The organism is Oceaniovalibus guishaninsula JLT2003, from assembly GCF_000299575.1.
Classification (GTDB): Bacteria; Pseudomonadota; Alphaproteobacteria; order Rhodobacterales; family Rhodobacteraceae; genus Palleronia; species Palleronia guishaninsula.
Map to the genome: position 1 here is coordinate 71,546 of NZ_AMGO01000006.1, position 23,384 is coordinate 94,929.

21 protein-coding genes and 1 tRNA gene are annotated in these 23,384 nt (G+C 67.4%); 6 read left to right on the forward strand and 16 right to left on the reverse strand.

Annotated elements, in window-relative coordinates; all coding sequences use genetic code 11:
- Positions 1–16 precede the first annotated feature (16 nt).
- Both OCGS_RS01340 and OCGS_RS01345 read right to left on the reverse strand, forming a co-directional pair.
- Positions 17–841, reverse strand: coding sequence for a manganese catalase family protein (locus OCGS_RS01340; protein ID WP_007425412.1), 825 nt, complete (start codon positions 839–841; stop codon positions 17–19).
- 63 nt (positions 842–904) lie between these two features.
- Positions 905–1,141: an Lrp/AsnC ligand binding domain-containing protein gene (locus OCGS_RS01345; RefSeq protein WP_007425413.1), complete on the reverse strand. Its 237-nt coding sequence runs from the start codon at positions 1,139–1,141 to the stop codon at positions 905–907.
- Between the two features lie 102 nt (positions 1,142–1,243).
- On the opposite strand from OCGS_RS01345, the gene OCGS_RS01350 reads away from it, so the two are divergent.
- Positions 1,244–2,182 carry a 2-hydroxyacid dehydrogenase gene (locus OCGS_RS01350; protein ID WP_007425414.1) on the forward strand — a complete coding sequence of 313 codons (939 nt, stop codon included), beginning with the start codon at positions 1,244–1,246 and terminating at the stop codon, positions 2,180–2,182.
- Between the two features lie 55 nt (positions 2,183–2,237).
- On the opposite strand, the gene OCGS_RS01355 is transcribed toward OCGS_RS01350, so the two are convergent.
- Together OCGS_RS01355 and OCGS_RS01360 are read right to left on the reverse strand one after the other, a co-directional pair.
- The gene (locus OCGS_RS01355; protein WP_007425415.1) at positions 2,238–2,975 is read right to left on the reverse strand and encodes an SDR family oxidoreductase; all 738 of its coding nucleotides are present in this window, start codon (positions 2,973–2,975) and stop codon (positions 2,238–2,240) included.
- A complete protein-coding gene (locus OCGS_RS01360; protein ID WP_007425416.1) occupies positions 2,975–4,756 on the reverse strand; it encodes an IlvD/Edd family dehydratase in 1,782 nt (593 codons plus the stop codon). Before OCGS_RS01360 ends, OCGS_RS01355 begins: the two co-directional genes overlap by 1 nt.
- Before the next feature lie 67 nt (positions 4,757–4,823).
- On the opposite strand from OCGS_RS01360, the gene OCGS_RS01365 reads away from it, so the two are divergent.
- On the forward strand, positions 4,824–5,732 hold the full coding sequence (locus OCGS_RS01365) for a cation diffusion facilitator family transporter (RefSeq protein ID WP_007425417.1): 909 nt from the start codon (positions 4,824–4,826) through the stop codon (positions 5,730–5,732).
- Positions 5,733–5,736: 4 nt separating this feature from the next.
- Here the strand turns inward: OCGS_RS01365 and OCGS_RS01370 are convergent, their stop codons facing one another.
- Positions 5,737–6,270, reverse strand: coding sequence for a peptide-methionine (R)-S-oxide reductase (locus tag OCGS_RS01370; protein ID WP_007425418.1), 534 nt, complete (start codon positions 6,268–6,270; stop codon positions 5,737–5,739).
- 170 nt (positions 6,271–6,440) lie between these two features.
- Between OCGS_RS01370 and OCGS_RS01375 the strand changes: the two genes are divergently transcribed.
- The gene (locus OCGS_RS01375) at positions 6,441–7,802 is read left to right on the forward strand and encodes a mechanosensitive ion channel family protein (RefSeq protein ID WP_007425420.1); all 1,362 of its coding nucleotides are present in this window, start codon (positions 6,441–6,443) and stop codon (positions 7,800–7,802) included.
- Positions 7,803–7,886: 84 nt separating this feature from the next.
- Positions 7,887–7,961, forward strand: a tRNA-Gln gene (locus tag OCGS_RS01380).
- Between the two features lie 973 nt (positions 7,962–8,934).
- Here the strand turns inward: OCGS_RS01380 and OCGS_RS01385 are convergent.
- From OCGS_RS01385 to OCGS_RS01425, 9 genes are all read right to left on the reverse strand, one after another.
- Positions 8,935–9,765 (reverse strand): 3-oxoadipate:acetyl-CoA acetyltransferase, encoded by an 831-nt coding sequence (locus OCGS_RS01385; RefSeq protein WP_007425421.1) that lies wholly within the window; start codon positions 9,763–9,765, stop codon positions 8,935–8,937.
- Entirely contained in the window at positions 9,765–10,682 is a 918-nt protein-coding gene (locus OCGS_RS01390; protein WP_007425422.1) for an intradiol ring-cleavage dioxygenase, read from the reverse strand. The genes OCGS_RS01385 and OCGS_RS01390 overlap by 1 nt, the downstream gene beginning before the upstream one ends.
- Positions 10,683–10,965: 283 nt before the next feature.
- Complete coding sequence (locus OCGS_RS01395; protein WP_040610297.1) at positions 10,966–12,018, reverse strand: maleylacetate reductase; 1,053 nt, start codon at positions 12,016–12,018, stop codon at positions 10,966–10,968.
- A 105-nt stretch (positions 12,019–12,123) separates the two neighbouring features.
- Positions 12,124–13,947 carry a SulP family inorganic anion transporter gene (locus OCGS_RS01400; protein WP_007425424.1) on the reverse strand — a complete coding sequence of 608 codons (1,824 nt, stop codon included), beginning with the start codon at positions 13,945–13,947 and terminating at the stop codon, positions 12,124–12,126.
- A 4-nt stretch (positions 13,948–13,951) separates the two neighbouring features.
- Positions 13,952–15,577, reverse strand: a complete 1,626-nt coding sequence (locus tag OCGS_RS01405; protein WP_007425425.1) for an alkaline phosphatase family protein — start codon at positions 15,575–15,577, stop codon at positions 13,952–13,954.
- 11 nt (positions 15,578–15,588) lie between these two features.
- The gene (locus tag OCGS_RS01410; protein WP_007425426.1) at positions 15,589–16,614 is read right to left on the reverse strand and encodes a type 2 periplasmic-binding domain-containing protein; all 1,026 of its coding nucleotides are present in this window, start codon (positions 16,612–16,614) and stop codon (positions 15,589–15,591) included.
- 21 nt (positions 16,615–16,635) lie between these two features.
- Positions 16,636–17,931 (reverse strand): TRAP transporter large permease, encoded by a 1,296-nt coding sequence (locus OCGS_RS01415; protein ID WP_007425427.1) that lies wholly within the window; start codon positions 17,929–17,931, stop codon positions 16,636–16,638.
- Complete coding sequence (locus OCGS_RS14445) at positions 17,931–18,419, reverse strand: TRAP transporter small permease (RefSeq protein ID WP_052026098.1); 489 nt, start codon at positions 18,417–18,419, stop codon at positions 17,931–17,933. Before OCGS_RS14445 ends, OCGS_RS01415 begins: the two co-directional genes overlap by 1 nt.
- 88 nt (positions 18,420–18,507) lie before the next feature.
- On the reverse strand, positions 18,508–20,265 hold the full coding sequence (locus OCGS_RS01425) for an FAD-dependent oxidoreductase (RefSeq protein WP_007425429.1): 1,758 nt from the start codon (positions 20,263–20,265) through the stop codon (positions 18,508–18,510).
- A 245-nt stretch (positions 20,266–20,510) separates the two neighbouring features.
- Between OCGS_RS01425 and OCGS_RS01430 the strand changes: the two genes are divergently transcribed.
- Positions 20,511–21,461 (forward strand): LysR family transcriptional regulator, encoded by a 951-nt coding sequence (locus OCGS_RS01430; protein ID WP_007425430.1) that lies wholly within the window; start codon positions 20,511–20,513, stop codon positions 21,459–21,461.
- A 36-nt stretch (positions 21,462–21,497) separates the two neighbouring features.
- Here OCGS_RS01430 and OCGS_RS01435 read toward each other — a convergent pair whose 3' ends face one another.
- Together OCGS_RS01435 and OCGS_RS01440 are read right to left on the reverse strand one after the other, a co-directional pair.
- Positions 21,498–22,127, reverse strand: coding sequence for a hypothetical protein (locus OCGS_RS01435; RefSeq protein ID WP_007425431.1), 630 nt, complete (start codon positions 22,125–22,127; stop codon positions 21,498–21,500).
- Positions 22,124–22,339, reverse strand: a complete 216-nt coding sequence (locus OCGS_RS01440; protein ID WP_052026101.1) for a zinc-finger domain-containing protein — start codon at positions 22,337–22,339, stop codon at positions 22,124–22,126. The genes OCGS_RS01435 and OCGS_RS01440 overlap by 4 nt, the downstream gene beginning before the upstream one ends.
- Before the next feature lie 93 nt (positions 22,340–22,432).
- Here OCGS_RS01440 and OCGS_RS01445 point away from each other — a divergent pair, with 93 nt between their 5' ends.
- Entirely contained in the window at positions 22,433–23,368 is a 936-nt protein-coding gene (locus OCGS_RS01445; RefSeq protein WP_007425433.1) for an ABC transporter ATP-binding protein, read from the forward strand.
- Positions 23,369–23,384 lie beyond the last annotated feature (16 nt).

Below are 23,384 nucleotides of genomic sequence, written 5' to 3' on the forward strand. Positions count from 1 at the left end.
GGCCCTGCCCTGTCCGTCACATCTGCTGCTTCTGCGCGCCCGAATGCGGCCGCGCCTTGCCCAGATCGGGCTTCTGGCCCAGCGGCTCGGGCTTGTCGCGGGCGCTGAACTCGGACCGGCCGTCGAAGGACGGCCCGTGCATCCAGCGGCCCTGCGGCGTCGGTTCGTCCAGCGACGTGTTGAGGAAGTAATACGAATGTTCGGTCGCCTCGTGCTCGGGCGGGGTTGCGTTGGGAATGGGAAAGTTCGCCTCCATCCCGCCCAGCTCCTCGATGACGGCCAGCCATTGCTGCTGGTGCATCGTGTCGCGCGCGATCAGGAACGACAGCATGTCCCTCATGCCGCTGTCCTCGGTCATGTTGTAAAGCCGGCTGGCCAGGACGCGGCCGGTCGACTCGGCCGTCACGTTGGCCATCATGTCGGCGGCCAGGTTTCCGCTCGCATAGACGTGGCTCATGTCGAAGGGCACGCCGTTGGCGTTGACGGGCATCGCCGACAGGCCCGACGACAGGATGTGGCGCGGATTGGCGCCGCCCATGATGGCATGGATGATCGGATCCTTCGCGGCCTCCTCCTGCGCGGTGACGGGCGCGCCTTCGAGGTTCAGCGCGACGGCATGGCCCAGAAACTCGATATGGCTGAGTTCCTCGGTCGCGGTCATCATCAGCAGGTCGCGGTATTTGGCATCGCCGCGCGCACCCATCGCCTGAAAGAAATACTGCATGGCGACACGGATTTCGCCCTCGATCCCGCCGATGGCCTGTTGCAGGTATTTGGCGAATTGCGGATCGGGCGTATCGACGCGGACCTGGTATTGCAGCTTGCTGGAATGGTGGAACATTTCTGCCTCCGGCTGTTGCGGTTGATGTCCCTTCCAAGCCGCGCCGCCGGACGCGGTTCCGCCCTAGAACGCGCGGAAGGTCAGCGTCGTCAGCGTCCGCTCGATCCCCGGTATCACCGCCAGCTCGTCGTTGATGAACTTGCCGGTATCCTGTCCTTCGGGAATGTAGAGCTTGACCAGCAGATCGTAGTCGCCGCTGGTCGAATAAAGCTCGGAATGGATCTCGCGCAGGACGATCTCGTCGGCGACCTTGTAGGTGGCGCCGGGGCGGCAGCGGATCTGGACGAAGACGCAGTTCATGGCACCCTCCGGGGTTTCGCGCCCCCCCTGATACGCCGCCGCCCCCGCTTGACACAAGGCGTGGGCGCCGCGCAGATCGGGGGACAGGGATCAGGGGGCGACATGACGGAAACCATCATCGCGATCGGCGGCTACGACCCCTGGGACCGCGACGCGCTGGAACGGATGGGCCGCGTGATCTGGCTGACGGTCGCGGACGGGATCGCGGATCTGCCGGCCGACGACCGCGACGCCGTGCGGATCGTGGCGTTCAAGGGGCACACGCCCTTTCCCGCGCAAGCCATCGCGCGGCTGCCGAAGCTGGAGCTGATCGCCAATTTCGGCGTGGGCTATGACGCCATCGACGCCGATGCCGCCCGCGCGCGCGGCATCGCCATCACCAACACCCCCGACGTTCTGAACGACGACGTGGCCGATCTGGCGGTGGCGCTGCTGCTGGCGCAGTCGCGGCAGATCGTGCAGGGGCACCGTCACGTCACATCGGGCGCCTGGGCCGCAGACGGCCCGATGGCGCTGAACCGCAAGGTCAGCGGCAAGCGGGCGGGGATCATGGGGCTGGGGCGGATCGGCCACGCCATCGCGCACCGGCTGACCGGGTTCGACATGGACATCCACTATCATTCGCGGTCCGAAAAGAAGACGCCGGGCTGGACCTTCCATCCCGACCCGGTCGATCTGGCGGCCGCGGTCGATTTCCTGTTCGTGTCGCTGGTGGGCGGGCCGGGAACGGACGGCTATGTCTCGGCCCAGGTGATCGACGCGCTGGGGCCGGACGGCATCCTCGTCAACATTTCGCGCGGATCGACGGTGGACGAGGACGCGCTGATCGCGGCCCTGCGTGACAACCGCATCAGGGGTGCGGCGCTGGACGTGTTCCGGTCCGAACCCGACCCCGATCCGCGCTTTCTGGATCTGCCCAACGTGCTGCTGCAACCGCATCAGGCCTCGGCCACGGTCGAGACGCGCAGCGCGATGGGACGGGTGCAGCGCGAAAACATCGCGGCGTTCCTAAAGGGACGCCCGCTGGTCACGCCGGTCTGATCGCCCCTTCATCTTTCTTCAAATACCCCGGGGAGCGCGAGGGGCCGGCCCCTCGCTAGCCGCGCCCGATGAAGGGCATCGCCGTCGCCATGATCGTGTGGAACTGCACGTTCGCCCCTTCGGGCAGCTCGGCCATGTAAAGCACCGATGTCGCCACATGCGCCACATCCATCACCGGCTCGGCCCGCACCGATCCGTCGGCCTGCGCGACGCCGCGCGTGAAGGCCGCCGACATGTCGGTCAGCGCGTTGCCGATGTCGATCTGGCCGCAGGCGATGCCATAGGCCCGCCCGTCGAGGCTGAGCGCGCGCGTCAGCCCCGTCATCGCGTGCTTGCTCATCGTGTAGGGCGCGGTGCCGGGGCGCGGGACATGGGCGCTGATCGATCCGTTGTTAATGATGCGCCCGCCCTGCGGATCCTGCCGCCGCATCTGGCCGAAGGCCGCGCGGGCGACCAGGAACGCGCCGGTAATGTTCACGTCGCAAACCCGGCGCCAGTCCGCCAGCGCGATCTCGTCGATGGGCGCGGCGGGGGCGCCGGTTCCGGCATTGTTGAACACCGCATCGATCCGGCCCCAGGCCCCGGCGGCCTGCGCGAAGGCGGCTTCGACATCGGCTTCGTCTGTCACGTCGCAGGGCAGCACCAGCGCGTCCCGGCGGCCCGCCGCCGTTTCTTCCAGCGTCGCGCGCGTCCGGCCCAGCAGACCCACCCGCCAGCCGCGCTCCAGCGCCAGCGACGCCACCGCGCGGCCGATGCCGCTGCCCGCGCCGGTGACGATCATGCCGCGCGGCATCAGTGGCTGTCCCGCGGCAGGTCGCGCGCCACCCGACGATAGGCGGTCGCCAGTTCCAGGCACCCGCCCTTGTCCAGTTGCCCGACATGGGTGCGATAGATTTCCTGCCACGGCGTCTGGCTGACCAGGTGCGGCGGCGTCCAGTCGGCCTTGCGCCGCTGCCATTCGCCGTCGTCCACCAGCGCCGTCAGCGTGCCTTCGTTCAGGTCCAGCCGCACCCTGTCGCCGGTGCGCAGATAGGCCAGCCCGCCGCCCACCGCCGCCTCGGGCGAGGCGTTGAGGATCGAGGGCGATTCGCTGGTGCCCGATTGCCGCCCGTCGCCCACAGTGGGCAGATGGTTCACGCCCTGCCGCACCACCGCGTCGGGCGGCAGCATGTTCACCACCTCGGCCGAGCCGGGATAGCCGACGCAGCCCACGCCGCGGATGAACAGGATCGTCTCGGCGTCGATGTCGAGGGCGGGGTCGTTGATGCGGTGGTGGTAATCCTCGGGGCCGTCGAACACGACGGCGCGCGCTTCGTGGATGCCCTCGCGCCCCGGATGGCTGAGATAGCGGCGGGCGAAATCGACAGAGATGACGCTGGATTTCATCAGCGCGCTGTCAAAGAGGTTGCCGTGCAGCACCCGGAACCCCGCATCGGCGCGCAGGGGCTCGTTGCAGGACCGGATCACGGTGGAATCCCCGGACCGGATGTCGCGGATATTGCCGCCCATCGCCCGACCGGTGACGGTCATGGGATCGCGCCGGATATGGCCCGCGCGATCCAGCTCGCCCATGATCGCGGGGACACCCCCCGCGCGATAGAACGCCTCGCCCAGAAACTCGCCGGCGGGTTGCATGTTCAGCAGCAGCGGGATGTGAAAGCCGACGCTTTCCCAGTCGGTGACGTCCAGATCCACCCCGGCATGGCGCGCGATGGCCTGAAGGTGCGGCGGCGCGTTGGTCGATCCGCCGATGGCCGAGTTGACGACGATCGCGTTCTCGAACGCCGCGCGGGTCAGGATGTCGGAGGGTTTCAGATCCTCGCGCACCAGCTCGACCGCGCGGCGCCCGGTGCGATAGGCCATCGCCATGCGTTCGCGGAAGGGCGCGGGGATGGCCGAACAGCCCGTCAGCGACATGCCCAGCGCCTCGGCCATGGCGTTCATCGTGCTGGCGGTGCCCATCGTGTTGCAATGCCCCAGGCTGGGCGCGCTGGCGCAGACGCGTTCCATGAATTCGTCATAGCCGATCTCGCCTTCCGCCAGCAGGCGGCGGCTTTCCCAGATGACCGTGCCGCTGCCCACCAGCTTGCCCTGCCAGTGCCCGTCCAGCATGGGGCCGCCCGACAGCACGATGGCCGGGATGTCCACGGTCGCGGCCCCCATCAGCATGGCGGGCGTGGTCTTGTCGCAGCCCGTGGTCAGCACCACGCCGTCGATGGGATAGCCGTGCAGCACCTCGACCAAACTCAGATACGCCAGGTTGCGGTCCAGCGCCGCCGTGGGTCGCTTGCCGGTTTCCTGCAAGGGATGGGTCGGAAACTCCATCGGGACGCCGCCCGCGTCGCGGATACCGGCCTTGATGCGGTCCGTCAGGAAGACGTGGATCTTGTTGCAGGGCACCAGATCGCTGCCGGTCTGGGCGATGCCGACGATGGGCCGGGCGCCCTGCAATTCGGGGCGGGTATATTCCTGGTTCAGATACCGCTCGATATAGAGCGCGGTCATGCCGGGATTGTCCGGGTTGTCGAACCATTCCTGGCTGCGCAGCTTGCGTCCGGCTTTGGGGTCGGCCATCTGTTCACCTTGGGATCGGGCGTCGGATGCAGTCTGGTCCCGCCGGACGGGCGGTTGCAAGGGCGACATGGCGCACGGACACCATCATCACGTCGAGCCAGGCGCAGGCGACCGGCGGGTCGCGCTGGCCATCGCCGTCAACATGGGCCTCACGGTCGCGCAGGTGATCGGCGGCATCGTGTCGGGCAGCCTGTCGCTGATCGCGGATGCGCTGCACAACTTTTCCGATGCGATTTCGCTGATCATCGCGTTCGGCGCGCGCAGGATCGCCCGCCGCCCCGCCGACGACGCCATGACCTTCGGCTATGGCCGGATCGAGGCGGTGGCCGCGCTGGTGAACTATACCACGCTGATCGTCATCGGGCTTTACCTGCTTTACGAGGCGGCCGAGCGGTTCATCGACCCGCAGCCGGTGGCGGGATGGATCGTCGTCGCCGTCGCGGGCGTGGCGCTTGCCGTCGATGCGGTGACGGCGCTGCTGACCTATGCGCTGTCGAAGGAATCGGTGAACATCCGCGCGGCCTTCGTTCACAACGTCGCCGACGCGCTGGGATCGGTCGGCGTGATCGTCGCGGGCAGCCTCATCCTGCTTTACGGCTGGACCTGGGTGGATCCGGCGGTGACGGTGCTGATCTCGGGCTATATCCTGTGGCAGGCGGCGGTCGGGTTGCCGGGCGTGGCGCGCATCCTGATGCTGGGCGTGCCGCCCGACATGGATCCGCGCGCGGTGCTGGACCGGATTCGCGCGGTGAGCGGCGTCGCGGACGCGCACCATCTGCATCTGTGGATGCTGGACGAACACCGCACCGCGCTGGGCGCGCATATCGTGGTCGCGCCCGGCGCCTGGAACCGCGCCGACGCGATCAAGGCCGCGGTCAAGCAGGCACTGGCCGAGGACGGCATCGGCCACGTCACGCTGGAACTGGAATGCGCCGCCCATGCCTGCGAAGGGATGCAGGCGGTCGGTCACGGCTAGACGATCACGCCTCGGCCGGATCCAGCCGCAGGGCGGTGCCGTTGATGCAATGCAGCGGATCCGCATCGGGCGCGATGATGTGCCCCAGATGACCGCCGCAGCGGCGGCAATGCACCTCGGTCAACTCGATGGGTTCGGGCATCAGGCCGTTGTAATCGGTCGTCTCGATCCCCAGCAGGACCGCGTTCGGGATGGCCTGAGTAAAGAAGACGAACCCCATCGGCAGCTCCGTCCAGTGGTCGGACCGGAACAGCGGCAGGTCGCAGCCGATGCAGCGATAGGTGCCGGGATCGTTGCGGCTGGCATAGGGGCTGATATTCGGCCGCTCGGTCGCGCCTTCGCGCAGGACGCGGAACTGCTCGTCGGTCAGCGCGGCGCGCCATTCGTCCGGGCTGCGCGTCACCTCGTAAGCAAATGTGCCGTCGCTTCCGGCGGCTTGCGTGTCCTGCGCGCGGGCGGGGGCTGCGGCCAGCAGCGCGCCGCCCGCCGCACCGGACAGAAAGGCGCGGCGGGGCATCGTCAAAACGGGGCGGGTCATCGGAAAACTCCTGTCATTCAATAGACGGGTCGAGCGTAGGGGCGTGGGTGACGCAAGGGAATGCACGTTTCGGGCATGTCCGCGTGACCGGCCCCGTCGCCGTTGTGCGGTTGCGGGCGGGGCGCGCGTCCTCTAACCACGGGATCGCCGTCTTGCCGGGGTGAAAAGCCATGCGCCGCGTCCGTCTGATCGCCCTTTGCCTGATTGCAACCCTTGCCCCGCCGCCGCTGACCGCGCAGCTTGGGCAGGTGCCGCCGCCTGCTGCCGCCCCCGACGCGCCCGCCAAGGTGGCCACCGTCCCCGACGAGACGATCCGCGAACGGGTGCGCGCCATCATCGACGGGCTGGACGGATACCGCGACGTCGGCGTCACGGTCCGCGCGGGCATCGTCACGCTGACCGGCCATGCCATCGACCGCGCCGCGATCACCCGGCTGGTCGGTCTGGTCGAGGCGACCGAGGGCGTCGTCGCGGTCGAGAACCGGATCGAGGAAAGCACCGACATCGCCGAACGGCTGGACCCGGCGATCGAACGCGCGCAGGACCGGCTGGCCAAGACGATCGCCTTCCTGCCCCTGCTGGGCATCGCGCTGGCCGCCGCCGTCGCCGTGGCCTTCGCGGGCGTGCTGCTGGCGCGGCTGCGGCAACCCTGGGAACGGCTGGCCCCCAATGCCTTCATCGCCGACATCTATCGCCAGATCGTGCGGCTGGTCTTCATCCTGGGCGGCATCGTCGTGGGGCTGGATCTGCTGAACGCGACGGCGCTGCTGGGCACGTTCCTGGGCGCGGCGGGGCTGGTCGGGCTGGCGATCGGCTTTGCCGTCAAGGACACGGTCGAGAACTTCATCGCGTCGGTGATGCTGTCGATCCGCCAGCCCTTCGCCCCCAACGACGTGGTCGAGATCGACGGCGACGAAGGCAAGGTCATCCGCCTGACCAGCCGCGCCACGATCCTGCTGTCCTATGACGGCAACCATATCCGCATCCCCAACGCGACCGTCTTCAAGACGCGGATCGTCAACTACACCCGCAATCCGCAGCGGCGGTTCCTGTTCAAGATCGGGGTCGAGGCGGACAGCGACCTCGCGCGCGCGCGCAAGCTGATGGAGGACACGATCACCGCCCTGCCCTATACGATCGACGTGCCGGGCGTGCTGGTCTGGATCGAGGATCTGAACGAAACGGGCGCGGTCTTCGCCGTCACCGGGTGGATCGACCAGCGGCACACCTCGCTTCTGCGCGCCCGCGGCGAAGCGATCCGCATGGTCAAGAACGCGGTCGAACGGCACGGCTTCGCCATTCCCGACACGACCTATCGCATCCGCCTGGAAGGGATGACCGGCGCCGCCCCGCCGCCCGAAGACAAGGCCCCGCCACGCAAGGTCCCGCCCCCCGATGCCGCCGCCCTGCCCGAGGACGTGCCCGGCGACGTGAAATCCGTGGACGACAGCGCGCTGGAGCGGTTCATCACCGAGGAACGCGCCCGCCCCGAAACGCCCGACCTGCTGCATCCCGCCGCCCCCAAGGAGTGACGGATCGCGCCGGCGGGCCCGGTGCGATTTGGTCCCATCATCCCCTTGCACTCCGCGCGCCCGCTGCGTAGAACGCCGACGCGTTGGGGTGTAGCCAAGCGGTAAGGCATCGGTTTTTGGTACCGTGTATCGTAGGTTCGAATCCTACCACCCCAGCCAACGCTTCCCTACGAAAGAAGATGGCTTCTGTCTCTTGAAGAGTCGTTGTGGGTTAGGTGGAACAGGGGTTCCGCTCATACCACGGATCTTGTCCGCCGATGAAGCTCACTCTTACTTTTGGCCGTCCAGCCATACTCCTATATCAACTCATCCTGCATGCTACGGTGCATACATTCTAGAACACCGACAATAACGTTAAGATTACTAAAGTACGCTAGGGTGCCGCCATCTCGGACATAGCGATACCCGCCTTCAGAATGACTATCAGCTAACCGTTCGATTATATCTGATAAATCCTTGTTACGCACCGAGTAGCCGCGCCTCTCGGCCTCACCAAAAAGACTTCTCAAATTGTGGCCATATTGCTTTGACCTAAGCTCAGTCTCACTCATCCCAGCCTTGGACAAGAAGGCTTTGAGGTATAATTCAACACTGAAGCCAAGTAAATTATAGATAGCAAAAAATACGGAATCTCTGGTCCCGTCTGGTCTGAACTCATAAGGGCGAAGCAGATCAACAGCTTGTCGATGTCCGTCAGCTGGTTTAAAGAAGTCCTTTGCTGTGCTTGACATAATATTGCTCAACCCCAAGTTATCTATGTCTCGGAGTTAAGAGTGATGATCTTATTTTCAAGTGGCGGATAAAGATTGCTGGTGATTCTTTCGACTAATGCGTGTATGACAGGCCAATGCCTGATAAACTGAAATTTAGCAGCATTGCGTCCTACCAGAGCGCCACCGCATCCAATTTAAAGTCTTCACATTGAGATCCGGCACGAGTTGATTGCAGACGGTGATTCCTCTGACGTTGCCCCGACTGCGATCCGGCCTTCGCGGCGCGAGCCTCGTCGCATGTTCGCCGGCCACGCACCACACCCTGATCGTCGCCCGGCCGCAGGGCCGCCGGAAGGGCGCCGTCACGCGCCCCGACAGCCGGTCCGCCGCGGCCGCTTGCGGCGACAAGTCTCGGCCCGTCAGGTCGTCGGCAGCCCGAGGATGTCGCGCGCCTGGGCTGGGGTGGCGACGGGGCGATCGTGGCGGGCGGCGGCCTCGGCGGCAAGGCGCACCAGCGCCGCGTTCGACGGCGCCAGCCTGTGCCGGTCCAGCCGGATATTGTCCTCGAGCCCGGTGCGAAGATGCCCCCCGGCCCCGGCGGCCCAGTCGTTGAGGACCGCCTGCCCCGGCCCGATTCCCGCCGCGCACCAGGGCGCGTCGCCGAACAGGTGCCGCTTGGCCGACAGCATCGCGTCGAAGGCGTGACGGTCCACCGGCAGGGCGTTCCGCACGCCCATCACGAACTGGCAATAGGGCTGTCGCGGAAGGCGTCCGTCCCGGTGCATCGCCGCCGCCTGATAGAGATGGGACAGATCGAAACACTCGATTTCCGGCATCACGTCATGGGCGGCCATTTCCGCCGCAAGCCAGTCCACCAGATCGGGCGGGTTTTCGTAGACGCGGGTGGGAAAGTTGTTCGACCCGACCGAAAGCGAACACATGTCGGGCCGCAGCGGAATCATCCCGCCCCGCGCCCGCCCCGCCCCCGACCGGCCGCCGGTGGAAAGCTGCACGATCATGCCGGGGCAATGCGCGCGGATCCCGCGCATCAGCGCATCGAAGCGATCGGGGTCGCTGCTGGGCGTCTCGTCGTCGTTGCGGACATGGCAATGGGCAATGGCCGCGCCCGCCTCGAACGCCGCCTGCGTGCTCTCGATCTGTTCGGCCACGGTGATCGGCACGGCCGGATTGTCGGCCTTGCGCGGCAGCGACCCGGTGATGGCGACGCAGATGATCGCGGGGGACGCCATCACGCGGTCCCCGGATCGGCGGCGGTGAGGGCGGCCTGGGACGGCGTGCCGCCCGTCTCTCCGGGGCGGGCCATCACGATATCGAACCGCGAGCGCCAGACGGTGTCGCCGTCCACCCGCTCATAGGTCGCGATCAGGCTTTCCTTGACGCCGAAGACGGTATCGTCGTCGAGATATTCGTCGCCCTCGACGAAGGAATGGCTGACGATGGTGTGATAGCCGTCGGCCTTCACCAGAAGATGCATGTGTCCGGGCCGGTTCGGATGACGCCCCAGCGCGACCAGCATCTTGCCCACCGGCCCGTCATCGGGGATCGGATAGCTTACGGGTTTGATGCCCCGGAACCGATAGCGTCCGTCCGCCCCGGTGATGAACCGGCCGCGATTGTTCCATTTTGGCTGGATGTCGGGCTGCTGGACGTCGTAATAGCCGTCGGCATTGTCGGACCAGACGTCAAGCTCGGCCCCTTCGAGGGAGTTGCCCCGCGTATCGGTGATCGTGCCCTCGAACAGGCACGATTCGCCCTTGCCGTCCAGGCAGATGTCGTCGCCCATCTGGCGCAGCGGGGCGTCCGCCACGTGGAACGGCCCGAAGACGGTATTCTCGGTCGCGCCGTGGGGGCGGCGGTTGTTGATCGCATCGACCAGCATCGACAGGCCCAGCGTATCCGACAGAAGGATGAATTCCTGGCGCTCGGGCGAACAGATCTGGCCGGTGCGGGTCAGGAAGTCGATGCCGAAGGCCCATTCCTCTTCGGTCAACTCGACCTTCTTGGCGAAGGCGTGCAGATGTTCGACCAGCTTGGCCATGACCTGCGCCAGGCGCGGGTCGATGCCGTCGCCCATACGCTCGTTCACGGCTTCGACCGACCGGGCCTCCGAAAAGTAGCGGCGGCCTTCTTTCCTTGTCGCGTTCATGGCGCTCTCTCGGTTGATGTTGACTGGGCGATGCGTGGGATGTCGTCGGCACGGCGCGGTCCTGCGGCCGATCCGACAAGGCGGCGGCGGATCGGGAACAGTTGCAGGCCCGTCCGCCCGGCGATCAATCCCCTCCGGAAAAGGCGGCCAGCGCGCCCGATCGCGGGCTTGCATATCCCAGACGGATCCGGCCCCCCCGCGCGATGGCTGGGGCGGCCAGACCCGAGGCGGCGGAAGTCTTCATCAGGTGGCGATGTGTCGGCATGGCACTCTCCGGCTCGGGTCAGTCTGCGGGCGGATCGCCCGCCCAGGCGCGCGCCAGCAGGGCGCGGATGGCGTCCTGCTCGACAGGGCGGGGGTTCCAGTAGGGATTCGCGGCGGCGGCGGCGGCGGTGCGGTCGAGATCGGCCTCCTTCATGCCCAGCTCGCGCAGGCTGCGCGGCGCGCCCAGCCGTCCGGCGAAGGACCACAGCGCATCGGCGGGCCGTCCCCCGCCCAGAAGCTCGGCCAGGGGGCGCAGGCGGTCGGCGGCGGCGTCCTGGTTATAGGCGGTCGCGTGCGGCAGGATCACCGCATGCGTTTCGGCATGCGGCAGGTTCAGCATGCCGCCGAGCGTGTGGCAAAGCTTGTGGTGCAGCGCCATGCCGACCCGCCCCAGCACCGCCCCGCAGGCCCAGGCGCCGCGCTGCGTCGCCTCGCGCGCATCGAGGTCGCCCGGCGTCTCGACCACGGCGGGCAGGCCCTGCGCGAAGGCGCGCAGCCCGTCCATCGCCAGCGCGTCCGTTTCCGCATCGCGGTCGCGGGCATAAAGCGCCTCGACCGCGTGGGCCATCGCGTTGAGCGCGCTGGTCACGGTCATCGCCACGGGCAGCGTCGCGATCAGTTCGGGGTCGTAAAGGACGGTCTGGGGACGCACGCGCGGATCGGTGAGCGTTGTCTTGGCGCCATCCTCGGTCTGTCCGAGGATCGGCGTCGCCTCGGACCCCGCATAGGTCGTGGGTATCGCCACCTGCGGCAGGCCCGTGCGCAGCGCGATGGCCTTGCCCAGCCCGACGGTCGATCCGCCGCCGATGGCCACCAGACAATCGGCCGCCACCTCGCGGGCATGGGTCAGCGCCGCTTCGGTCACATCGACGGGGGTATGCATCGCCGCGCCGGTGAACAGGCCCGCGCTGGCCGATCCGATGTCGCCCGCCAGATCCATCGCCATTTCGGCCTGATGCGGCGTCGAAAGGATCACGGCGCGGCTGCGGCCCAGCGCCGCGATCTCCTCGCCCGTTTCACGCCGCATGCCGCGACCGAAGCGCACCTTCTGCTCTGTCACGATCTCGGCCATGCAACCCTCCAGCATCCTGCGGCAATCGCGATGCTAGTGCGGCTTCCGGGGCATCCTGATCGAATTATCGGCACCAGTCATACCGCGGCGTTATAAGTCGCCGTCCTATGCCTCGGCCTTCCCGGCATCGCGCGGCGGACGGGTTCCGGTCGCCGAATCCGGCCCCGGCATCGCGGCGCATTCGCGGAAAATCCGCGCCGTGCAGGAGGCGCAGATGTCGGGACCCAGGTTCGGGACCATCTCGGCGATCGCCTCGCCCTTTCCCAGATGGATGAACCGTCGGTTCAGCGCCCGCATGACCTTCATCCGCGCCAGCTTGACGATGGTGCGGGGCGTCCGCGTCATCAGATGAAAACTGCCCCCCCGGCCGCGCCTGCGGGCGCTTTCCTCGATCAGCAGATCGCCCCCCGCCAGGTCGATTTCGCCGATCCCCTTGAGGATCAGCAGCATGTGCTTCTGACCGGAACGGTCCCTCTCGATCCGGCGGAACGCATCGCGCACCATGCCCACCGATCCGAAGAACAGCGGACCGTCCAGTCGCACGACGACGAGTTGCGGACATTCGGGCAGCCCAAGCTCGACCGCGTCCTTGAACATCCGCGTCGGGCTGTCGGGATCGGGCGCCCCGATGGCCACGACCGGGCGCGACGAATTGCGGATGAAGAACAGGAACGACAGGAAGACGCCGACATAAACGGCGAATTCCAGGTCGATGAGCAGGGTGGACAAAAACGTGGCCGAGGCGATGGCCGTTTCCGTCCGCGACGTCGCGGCGATCCGGCGCAGTTCCCCGAAATCGACCAGACGCCAGGCCACCAGAAGGATGACGCCGCCCATCGCCGCGTCGGGCACCCATGCGAACCAGTCCGAGACGAGCTGAAGGATCGCGAATAGGAAGACGGCCGCGAAGACGGCCGCAAGCGGGCTCTTCGCGCCGGCCTCGAAGTTCACCCCGGACCGCGTGAAGGATGCCGATGCCGGATAGCATTGGAAAAGGCTGCCGGCGATGTTGGACGCGCCCTGTCCCAGGATCTCGCGGTTGCCGTCGATAGGCTGGCCGGACCGCATCCCGATGGCGCGCGCGACGGACACCGCTTCCAGCAAGCCGACGAGCGCGATGGCGAAGGCGGCGGATCCGTAGTCCTGCACGAAGGAAAAACCGAACTCGGGCACCTGGAACGACGGCGCGCCGCTTGAGACGGGGCCGATGGTGGGCACGGTCATGCCGAACCGATGGCCGCCCAGCGCCAGCAGGGTGCCCGCCGCAAGCGCGATCAGATAATTCGGCCAGCCGGGCCGCCACCAGCGGATGCCGCCGCCCACAAGAAGGACGACCGCCCCTATGGCAAGCGTCTGCGGATCGGCCTGCGCCGCGGCCGCCGGCAGGGCCGCCAGGAAATCGTGCAGGTCGTTGGGACGGGGCAGGTCCACCCCCAGAAGATAGCGAAGCTGACTGAGCGCGATCAGCAGCGCCGCGCCGGCGATGAAACCCGTCATCACCGAGTGGGACACGAAATCCATCAGCGCCCCCAGCCGCGCAAGACCGAAGGCCAGCTGGATCGCCCCGACCAGCAGCGCCAGGGCGATGGCCGCGCGGATATACTCGGGATCGGACGGATCGAGGATGCCCGAGAGCGTTCCGAAGACCAGCGCCGAAATTGCGGTCGTCGGACCCGACACGGCATGCCAGCTCGATCCGACAAGGGCCGCGACCACGGGCGGGATCATCGCCGTGTAGAACCCGTATTCGGGCGGCAACCCCGCGATCGCGGCGAAGGCGACGCCCTGCGGCAGCACGATGGTGGCCCCGGTCAGTCCGGCCAGCGCGTCGCTGCGCAGGGTGGCGGGCGTGACCCGTCCCCGCCAGTCCGAAAGCAGGCGGAAGCGTCCGGCGCGTTGCGCGAGGGATGCGCGAACGCCGCCGCTCATCGGTTCATCCGCGTTCGCTGAACGGCCGCCCGAAGGTCGCTTCGTATTCGCTTTCGTCCCAGAAGCCGATCAGCACGCCGGGGGGTTCGCCCCCGGTCATCCGCTCGATGGCGTCGGGCGGCATGGTGATGCGGTTGTGATGCTGCCGCGCCCAGGCGAAGATCGCGGCCTCGAGCCGTTCGCGCACATCGGCGGTTGCCGGATCCGCCCCCAGATCCGTCAACTCGTCGGGATCGGTTTCCAGATCGAACAGCATCGACCGGAACCCTTCGGCGAAGATCAGCTTCCAGCGCGCGTCGCGGACCATGATCAGCCGCGCGTCCTTCTGGTCGTTGCCGATGATCTGCCGCGCCTCGCGCGTCGCGTAATCGTATTCGCTGATCGCATAGCGCCGCCAGCGGGCGGGCGGGGCGGAATCGTGCAGCAGCGGCGCAAGGTCGCGTCCCTCCAGGATATGGGGCTTGGGCGGCGCGCCTTGAAACGCCAGGAATGTGGGCGCGAGGTCGATCATCTCGACCAGTTCGTCGCGCGCCGTGCCGCGCGTCGCATCCGCCTCGGGCCGCGGATCGTAGACGATCAGCGGCACCCGCACCGAAGGGTCGTGGAACAGATCCTTCTCGCCCATCCAGTGATCGCCGAGGTAGTCCCCGTGATCGGAGGTGAAGGCGATCATCGTGTTCCCGAACAGGCCTCGCTTTTCCATGAAGTCGAACAGCACACCCATCTGATCGTCGATCTGCTTGATAAGCCCCATATAGGCCGGGATCACCCGCTCGCGCACCGCGTCGCGCGAAAAGCTGCGGCAGATGCGGCTTTCGCGATAGGCCTTGTAAACCGGATGATCGTTCTCCAGCTCGGCCTGCGAACGGACGGGCGGCAACACATGCTCGGGTCTGTACATCGCATGATAGGGGGCGGGCACGATATAGGGCCAGTGCGGCTTGATCAGGGACAGGTGGCACAGCCACGGCCGGTCGCCCATCTCCTCCATGAAAGCCATCGCGCGGCGCGTCATGTAGGGCGTCTCGGAATGCTCCTCGGGGATGTCGGCGGGCAGGTGGGAATATTTCAGCAGCCAGCCGGAGAGCAGCTCGCCGTCGTCGCCGCGACCGGAATTGGCGGCCGTGTCCCACGGATCGTCGCGGTCGATGCCGACCGACCGCAGATATTCGTCATAGCGCGGATGGCCGCCATAGGGGCCGGGCGGGTGCAGGCCGTCGTCGCGCTCCCAGGGCTCGAACCCGCATTCCGACACATGCACCCCGATGGTCGATCCGGGGTCGATGCCCAGCCATTCCATCCCTTCGGTATCGGCGACCATGTGCGTCTTGCCGACGATGGCCGGCACCACCCCGACCTTGCGCAGGTGGTCGCCCAGCGTCGGCTCGCCCACGCGCAGGGGAAAGCCGTTCCAGGTGGCGCCGTGGCTGCGGCAGTACCGCCCGGTATAGGCGCTCATCCGCGAGGGTCCGCAAAAGGGCGACTGCACATAGGCGCGGTCGAAGCGCACGCCGCGCGCCGCCAGCCGGTCGATGTTCGGCGTGTGCAGATGCGGATGGCCGTAGCAGGACAGATAATCCCATCGAAGCTGGTCGCACATGATCCAAAGGACGTTGCGGACATCGCCCATCGCCTGTCCCCCTATTCGGCCGAAAGTTCGGCGACGGTCCCGGTATAGGTCTCCAGCGCCGCCTCGGCGTCGATCCCCTTCGCCGCCGCCTCGGCCAGCCACCCGTCCACGAAGGGCCGCGCCAGGCCGTCCAGTTCGGCCTCGAATGCGTCGGAGGCGTCGACGACCTCCATCTCCGCCTCGATTTCGGCCCAGGCCGCGCCTTCCTCGCGGTTCCACACGTCGCCGGCCAGTTCGGCGAACGCCTCGCCCGACACCGACATGATCGCCGCCTGATCCTCGGCCGAGATCTCGTTCCATGTCTCTTCGCCCACGAAGAACGAAAAGGAAGGCGTGAAGATCTTGCGCCCGGTGCGCGTGACCGACGTGGCATAGGGAAGCACGTTGAACGACGCCGCGTCCGAAGCGGGAATGCCGACGAACCCGTCGACCACGCCGCGCTGGACGATCTCGGTCATCTGGACGGCCGGGCCGGACACGACGGGCGATCCTTCCTGCTTGAGCATCTCGGCCGTCACGCCGGGCAGCGCCCACATCTTGCGCCCGGTCATCTCGTCCACCGAGGTGATCGGCGTGTCTGTCATCGAATAGAAATCGGCACCCGGCGCGACGAACAGACCCAGCATGTGGACCCCCTCGATCGGATCGGCATCCGCCAGATGCGCCTCCCAGGTGCGCCACAGCGCGAATGAATTCGCCCGCGCATCGGCCGAGCCCGAGAAGGGCAGCAGCGACACTGCGCCGCCCGTGGCCTCGTTGGCGATGAAGCCGTTGAACTGGAACGCGGCGTCGAACACCCCGCCCCGCACCGAGGCAAGCTGTTCGGGCGGCGGCGCCATGCTTTTGGCGGGGATGTTCACCCGCACGCGGCGGTCGGTGACGCGCTCGACCTCCTCGCCCCAGGCGGCCATCACGTCGCGGCAGTTGAAGTGCTGCGCGGGAAAGAAGCAATTCGCGACGATCCGGGTCGCGGCGTCGGCGGCCGGGGCCGTCAGCGTCAGTCCGATCGCGGCGCAGGCGAGATAGGGCGTCTTCATCCTCGGTCCTCCATTGATGGTTCAGTAGATCAGGTCGGGTATGGCGGTGACGATCTGAGGGAAGATCAGGATCAGGCACAGCGCCACCAGCATCGCGACGACGAAGGGCAGCACGCCGCGGAACATCTCCATCAGGTCGGCATCGGTCAGGATCGACTTGACGACGAAGACGTTCATCCCGACCGGCGGCGTGATCAGCCCCATCTCGATGACCAGCACGATGATGATGCCGAACCAGATCAGATCGACATCGGCATCCAGCAGCGCCGGCATGAAGACCGGAACCAGCAGCAGCAGGATGCCGATCGCCTCGAACACCATGCCCATCAGGATCGCGATGACGGTGATCGCCACGACCAGCCCGAACGGCCCCAGATCCAGCGCGTCGATGGCGTCGAGGATCAGGAAGGGCAGCCCGATGTAATTGGCGTAATCGGCGAAGATCAGCGCCCCGAAGATGACCAGGAACAGCGCCGCCGTCGTGCTCATCGCTTCGGCCAGGCTGTCGATCCATTCGCCCGGCGTCAGCAGCCGCCCGCGGGTCATCGCGATGACGGCCGCGCCCACCGCGCCGATGCCCGCGGCTTCGGTGGGCGTGAAGATCTTGCCGTAGATCCCGCCCAGTACCAGCACGAACAGGCCGATGATCGGCAACACGGCGCGCCCGGCGCGGCGGTCGGGGCCCGGTTCGTCCGCGGTGTCCGAAGGCGCCGCCTCGGGGTCGATCCGCGTCCAGATCGCGACCGTTCCCATGAACAGAAGGACCAGCAGCAGGCCGGGGATCATGCCCGCAAGGAACAGCCGGCCGATATCCTGCTCGGCCACGATGCCGTAGATGACCAGCGGGACCGAGGGCGGGATCATGATGCCCAGCGTGCCGCCGGCGGAAATCACCCCGGTGGACAGGCTGTCGCGATAGCCGAACCGGCGCATTGACGGCATCGCGACCTTGGTCATGGTCGCCGCCGTCGCCAGCGACGACCCGCAGACCGCCCCGAACCCCGCGCAGGCCACCACCGTCGAATGGGCCAGCCCGCCGCGCAGATTGCGAAACCGTGCATGCGCCGCCTGATACAACTCGTCCGACACGTTCGAGCGATAGATGAACACGCCCATCAGCACGAAAAGCGGGATCACGCTGAGGTTGTAGTTCATGGCGTCTTCCAGGATCCGCTGGCCGCTCATCTGCATGGCCGGGCCGAGGCCGCGTTCCAGCGCGAAGCCGAAGAAGCCGACCAGCAGCGTCGCCACCCCGATCCGCACCCCGATGAAGCACAGCAGCAGAAGGATGACGATGGCCAGCGTCGCGGTCAGCATCACGCATCCTCCGGCGGGCCGTCCGCGGCATCCGGCTCGCGGTAGCCGCTCAGCTCGACGACGAACGCCACAAGCGCCAGAAGCGCGCAGGCGCACAGGATGCCGGCCAGCGGCCAGTCGAGGACGATGGTGGTGCGGTCCGTCCGCCACGCCTCGTATGCCAGTTCGCCCAGTTGGGCGGCGATCAGGGCGAAGGTCAGGATCGACAGGGCCCGCACGAACAGGCGGCGCGGCCGCCGCGCGACCCGGTCGAGCGCCGGCTCCAGCACATCGACTGTGATATGCCCCCGATTGGCCGAGGCCAGCGACATGGCCGCGAAGATCGAGATCGCCAGAAGGAACTGGATCATCTCGGCCACGCCGAAGACCGGCGCGTTGAAGGCATAGCGCCCGATCACGTCCACGAAGGTCAGCACCATCATCGCGAAAAGGGCGATGGCGGCCACACCCCGCGACAGCACGACCAGATAGCGCGGCAAGACGTTCATTCCGTTCCTCCCTACCCGGTCGGCAGACCGGCATGGCCTGCCAAAAGGCGGCGCTGCGTGTCCGGCGCGGCGCCGCCGGGGCGCCGTTCTACAGCGCCAGGATCGTCTTCATCGCGGCGGTCAGATCCCCCTCGGGGTCGTCGGTCATGGCATGCCGCCGCCAGGCGACGTGGTGGTCGGGGCGCACCAGCAGACAGCCGCTGTCGCTCACCTCCCGCAAGGCCGCCCAATTGCCGGTGTGATCGACATGGGGCCGGCGCGGCCCGATCACATGCGCGGCGATCTCGATGCCCAGCCGGTCGCCCACGGCGCGGGCGGCGTCGGCCCACCGCTCGCCCCCGATCGCGGTCAGGATCGTGAACCGCCCGTGCCCGCACAGATCCAGCGTCGAAAGAGGCTCGCCCGTCTCGTGGGTATAGACCCAGGCATGGGGCAGCCGCGCGCCGGGCCAGGTCGTCGGCTGATAATGCAGCTCGGCGTCCTTCTCGAAGGGCGGCTCCTGCTGGTCCTCGGCCAGGATCGCGCCGGACCGGTAGCGCTGGTTCATCTCGACGCCATGCGCGTCGAACTCGTATTTCTTGTGGGCGATGGCGGCGCGCAGGGCGGCGCGCTGCGCCTCCGCCTCGGGGGTCGCGTCGCCGCGCGCCTCAAGGCTCTTCTGCATCTCCTCGGGCTTCACGCCCTCGGTCATGCCCAGCGCGTCGAAGATCGGCTTCGTCTCGCCGATGGACTTGTTGGCGCGGGTCACGATCTGCTTGGCCACGGGCGCGCGTTCCGCGTCGTAACTGTCCAGCAGCGTCGCGCCGGCCGTGCCGTTCAGCACCATCGCCAGCTTCCATGCCAGGTTGAACGCGTCCTGGATCGACGTGTTGGACCCCAGCCCGTTCGACGGCGGATGGCGATGAATGGCATCGCCCATGCAGAACACCCGCCCTTCCGAAGTGCGGGTCGCGTAGTAATTGTTGACGGTCCAGGTGTTGGCGCTGAGCAGCTCGATTTCCAGGTCCGGGTCGCCGACAAGTTGCCGCGCCACGTTGGTCGCCATCTCCGCGTCCACATCGGGCGCGTCCTGATTGATGTCGTATCCCCAGACGATCAGCCACTCGTTCCAGGGGCGGACCATGCGCACCAGTCCCATGCCGATCCCGCCGACATCCGCGCCGGGCTGCATCACCCAGTAAAGGACGGACGGTCGGTGGGCGACGTATTTCGTCAGGTCCGCGCGGAAGTGGATGTTCATCGAACCGCCCACCGCCATCTTGCCGTCGAAGGGTAGGCCGGCATGCTCGGCCACCAGGGATTTGCCGCCATCCGCGCCGATCAGGTATTTCGACCGGATGGTTAAATCCTTGCCCGACAGCCGGTCGCGGCAGGTGGTGGTCACGCCGTCCTCGTCCTGCTCGTGCGACAGGTATTCGGTGGACATGCGCGCCTGCGTGCCGCGCTTGCAGGCGGTCTTGAACAGCAGCGGCTCCATCAGCGTCTGGGGCATGTCGTTCATCATCGTCGGGCTGGACAACAGATGCTCGGCCTTGCTCTGCGGGCTGTTGCCCCAGGCGGTCATGCGGCCGATCTCCTCGCCGGCGAGGCTTTCGCAAAAGACGTTCTCGCCCATCAGATCCTGATGCGTGGCGAACAGATAGGCCTCGTCCTCGACATCCCGGCCCAAGTCGCGCAGCACCTCCATGGTGCGCTGGTTGGTGATATGGGCGCGCGGCGTGTTGGCAAGCCACCGATAGCGGTTGATCGCCATGTTCTCGACGCCATAGCTCGACAGAAGCGCCGCCGCCGCCGAGCCTGCCGGCCCGGTGCCGATCACCAGCACGTCGGTCTGAATGTCGCTCATCGCTGTTCTCCTCGGACTGTCAGGTCTTCGTGGCCGCCGGGGCGGCTGCGGAACGGGGAGCGAACGGGCGCCGGCGGAAGGGCGTGCCGCCGTTCGGCGCAGGTCGGCCCCTGCGAGGCGTCGGCCGCCAAGCTCTGCCCCGTTGCCGTCATCCCGTCCGGCCCTCCGATCTCTCTGCCCTCGTGCCTAGCATCCCGCCGGTGCGCTGTTGATCGAATGCAGGATGGCGAATATACCGCCAGGTTATGAAATTGCAGAACGAGCATCTCGAACTTCTCTGGTCGATCACCGAACATGGCGGGCTGAGCCAGGGCGCGCGCGCCATGAACAAATCCCAGCCCTCGGCGTCGCGGACGATTTCGCTGCTGGAAAAGCGCATCGGCGCGCCGCTTTTCGAACCCGGCCGCCGTCCCCTTTCCCCGACCGATCTGGGCAAGGCGCTGGCCCGGATAGGCGGCCGCATGCATGCCCTGAACCGCGAGGCGTCCCTGCTGGTCAAGCGCCATTCCAGCGGCGAGGCGGGGTTGATCCGGCTCGGCGGGACGCCGATCTTCATGGATGGCGTCGTCGCGTCCTTCATCGCCGATTTCCAGCGCACGCGGACCGATATCCGCATCGACCAGTTCTACGACTATCACGAAGCGCTCGTCACGCAGCTCGACAACGCGACGCTCGACCTCGCCCTTCTGCCGATGAGACGCGGCGCGGTGCCCGAAACGATGCTGTTCGATCCCGTCCTGCCGGGCCGCAACGTCGTGGCGTGCCGGGTCGGCCACCCGCTTTGCCGCAAGCCGGACGTGTCGGCCGCGGATCTCGCCTTCTATCCATGGATCGCGCCGCCCGCCGGCAGCCCGCTGGCACGGGATCTGACGCAGATGCTGCGCGGGTTCGGCAGCGCGAATCTTCGCATCAACTTCTCGGGCGGCACGTTCTCGTCGATCCTCAGCGTCCTTACCGGATCGGACGCGCTGACGCTGCTGCCCCATTCGGTCGTCTTCACCGCCGGCGGCGGTGGCCTTCTGGCCGACCTTCCGGTCGAGGTTCCCCATCCGACGCGAAAGCTGGGGATCATGCGGCGCAAGGATGTGCCGCTCGACGGGGCGATCGGGCAACTCCACGATTTCCTGACGGCCCGCTTCGCATCCCTCTCGATGCAAATGAGCAAACGAAACCGCTTGCAGGACGATGCCGGTTAGGGCCCGACCGGGCGCAGGGTCGCGGGCAGGCGCCCCTTACCCGCAGAACCGCTCCTCCAGCCGCATCGCGCGCGTTGCCGGAATGCCGCCGCGCTTCCAGATCCGCGTGTCCGCATCCGGGTCCGGCACAAGCTGCTCGCGCGCGGTCCGGTCTTCCAGCCGTTCCTCCAGCGTTTCCTTGTCCGGGGTGCGGTCGGCCAGTTGCGGGCGGGGGGCGATGTCGCGGGCGATCCACTGGCAAAGCCCGATATCGCGCATCTCGGCCTCGGCCATGACGCTGACGCCGCGCAGGTCGATCAGATGGCCGCGCTTGGTGCCGATACCCGTCACGCCGAAGGTCAGCGCCTCATCGAAGGTCATCGTCTCGGTGCGCGGACCGAACAGGCGGTCCTCGTCCAGCCAGTCGGTGCCGCTGGCGACATCCAGCACGAAGGTTCCGGGCGGCACCAGCACGCGGAAAAAGCGCCCGCCCTCGATATAGGCGGCCAGCGCCGGATCGCCGGTCGCGGCATCGCGCAGCGTGATGTAATGATCGCGCCCCGGATCGGTGCGGATCTGCAAGGGCAGCGTCGCGGGCAGGCCGCTGCGGTTCCACATCAACCCGTGATCGGGCGCGGCCATCGCCGCCCCGGCCATCAGCAGAACCAGCAGCGCCGCCCGGATCAATGCCCGCCCGCGCCCGGCGCCAGGACGAACCGCTTGTCGCAATAGCCGCATTCGACCCAGCCGCGTTCTTCGGGGATTTGCAGCCAGACGCGCGGATGGGTCATCTGCCCGTCGCAGCTGACGCGGGTGGTGGTCACGGTTTCCAGTTCGGGCACGTCATAGACGCCCGTGGGCGGCAGGGCACCCGGATTGTCGACGGGTTTCTCGGACATGGCGCGCATCCCTCCGGCTTGCCCCGCAGGACGGCGGGGGCTAGGTCGCCTCCTATATCGGGGATCGGGGCGGAACCCTCAAGGGAGCATGGCATGACCGGACAGGCGATCGAGATCGAGGGCCTTCGCAAGACCTATCCGGGCCGGCGCGGCGAGCCGCCCAAGGAGGCGCTGAAGGGCATCGACCTGACCATCCCGCAGGGCAGCATCTTCGGCCTGCTCGGCCCCAACGGCGCGGGCAAGTCCACGCTGATCAACATTCTGGCCGGGCTGGTGGTCAAATCCGCCGGAACGGTGCGGATCTGGGGCTTCGACCAGGACGTGAACCCCCGCCAGTCGCGCGCCGCCATCGGCGTGATGCCGCAGGAACTGAACCTCGATCCGTTCTTCACGCCGCGCGGCGCGCTCGACGTGCAGGCGGGGCTTTACGGCGTGCCGAAATCCGAACGCCGCACCGACGAGATCCTCGCCATGATCGGTCTGGCGGACAAGGCCGACGCCTATGCGCGCTCGCTTTCGGGGGGGATGCGGCGGCGGCTGCTGCTGGGCAAGGCGCTGGTTCATGCGCCGCAGATCCTGGTGCTGGACGAACCCACCGCCGGCGTGGACATCGAACTGCGCCAGATGCTGTGGCGCAACGTGCGGCGTCTGAACGACGGCGGCACCACCATCATCCTGACCACCCACTACCTCGAGGAAGCCGAGGAGATGTGCGACGAGATCGCCATCATCCATCACGGCGAGGTTCTGGTCCGCGACACCACCGCGCATCTGGTCGCGCGCGTGGATGCGAAGACCATGGTCATCACCCCCGAAGGCGACGCGCCCGCCGACCTGCCCCTGCCCGACGGCGTGACGCTGGACCGGCGCGCCGACGGCAAGCTGGCGCTGCACTATTCGCGCGGCCGCACCCCGCCGGGCGACATCCTGAACGCGTTGAACGCCGCCGGCATCGCCATCGCCGATGTCGGCATCGAGGAGCCGCGGCTGGAGGACGTGTTCCTCGACCTCACCCGCGCCGTGGCCTGATGCGAAACCCTTTGCG

Excerpts from the sequence above, each read along its gene's own strand:
- OCGS_RS01340 (WP_007425412.1), bottom strand. The coding sequence starts at position 841 with ATGTTCCACCATTCCAGCAAGCTGCAATACCAGGTCCGCGTCGATACG.
- OCGS_RS01345 (WP_007425413.1), bottom strand. The coding sequence starts at position 1,141 with ATGAACTGCGTCTTCGTCCAGATCCGCTGCCGCCCCGGCGCCACCTAC.
- OCGS_RS01350 (WP_007425414.1), top strand. The coding sequence starts at position 1,244 with ATGACGGAAACCATCATCGCGATCGGCGGCTACGACCCCTGGGACCGC.
- OCGS_RS01355 (WP_007425415.1), bottom strand. The coding sequence starts at position 2,975 with ATGCCGCGCGGCATGATCGTCACCGGCGCGGGCAGCGGCATCGGCCGC.
- OCGS_RS01360 (WP_007425416.1), bottom strand. The coding sequence starts at position 4,756 with ATGGCCGACCCCAAAGCCGGACGCAAGCTGCGCAGCCAGGAATGGTTC.
- OCGS_RS01365 (WP_007425417.1), top strand. The coding sequence starts at position 4,824 with ATGGCGCACGGACACCATCATCACGTCGAGCCAGGCGCAGGCGACCGG.
- OCGS_RS01370 (WP_007425418.1), bottom strand. The coding sequence starts at position 6,270 with ATGACCCGCCCCGTTTTGACGATGCCCCGCCGCGCCTTTCTGTCCGGT.
- OCGS_RS01375 (WP_007425420.1), top strand. The coding sequence starts at position 6,441 with ATGCGCCGCGTCCGTCTGATCGCCCTTTGCCTGATTGCAACCCTTGCC.
- OCGS_RS01385 (WP_007425421.1), bottom strand. The coding sequence starts at position 9,765 with ATGGCGTCCCCCGCGATCATCTGCGTCGCCATCACCGGGTCGCTGCCG.
- OCGS_RS01390 (WP_007425422.1), bottom strand. The coding sequence starts at position 10,682 with ATGAACGCGACAAGGAAAGAAGGCCGCCGCTACTTTTCGGAGGCCCGG.
- OCGS_RS01395 (WP_040610297.1), bottom strand. The coding sequence starts at position 12,018 with ATGGCCGAGATCGTGACAGAGCAGAAGGTGCGCTTCGGTCGCGGCATG.
- OCGS_RS01400 (WP_007425424.1), bottom strand. The coding sequence starts at position 13,947 with ATGAGCGGCGGCGTTCGCGCATCCCTCGCGCAACGCGCCGGACGCTTC.
- OCGS_RS01405 (WP_007425425.1), bottom strand. The coding sequence starts at position 15,577 with ATGGGCGATGTCCGCAACGTCCTTTGGATCATGTGCGACCAGCTTCGA.
- OCGS_RS01410 (WP_007425426.1), bottom strand. The coding sequence starts at position 16,614 with ATGAAGACGCCCTATCTCGCCTGCGCCGCGATCGGACTGACGCTGACG.
- OCGS_RS01415 (WP_007425427.1), bottom strand. The coding sequence starts at position 17,931 with ATGCTGACCGCGACGCTGGCCATCGTCATCCTTCTGCTGCTGTGCTTC.
- OCGS_RS14445 (WP_052026098.1), bottom strand. The coding sequence starts at position 18,419 with ATGAACGTCTTGCCGCGCTATCTGGTCGTGCTGTCGCGGGGTGTGGCC.
- OCGS_RS01425 (WP_007425429.1), bottom strand. The coding sequence starts at position 20,265 with ATGAGCGACATTCAGACCGACGTGCTGGTGATCGGCACCGGGCCGGCA.
- OCGS_RS01430 (WP_007425430.1), top strand. The coding sequence starts at position 20,511 with ATGAAATTGCAGAACGAGCATCTCGAACTTCTCTGGTCGATCACCGAA.
- OCGS_RS01440 (WP_052026101.1), bottom strand. The coding sequence starts at position 22,339 with ATGTCCGAGAAACCCGTCGACAATCCGGGTGCCCTGCCGCCCACGGGC.
- OCGS_RS01445 (WP_007425433.1), top strand. The coding sequence starts at position 22,433 with ATGACCGGACAGGCGATCGAGATCGAGGGCCTTCGCAAGACCTATCCG.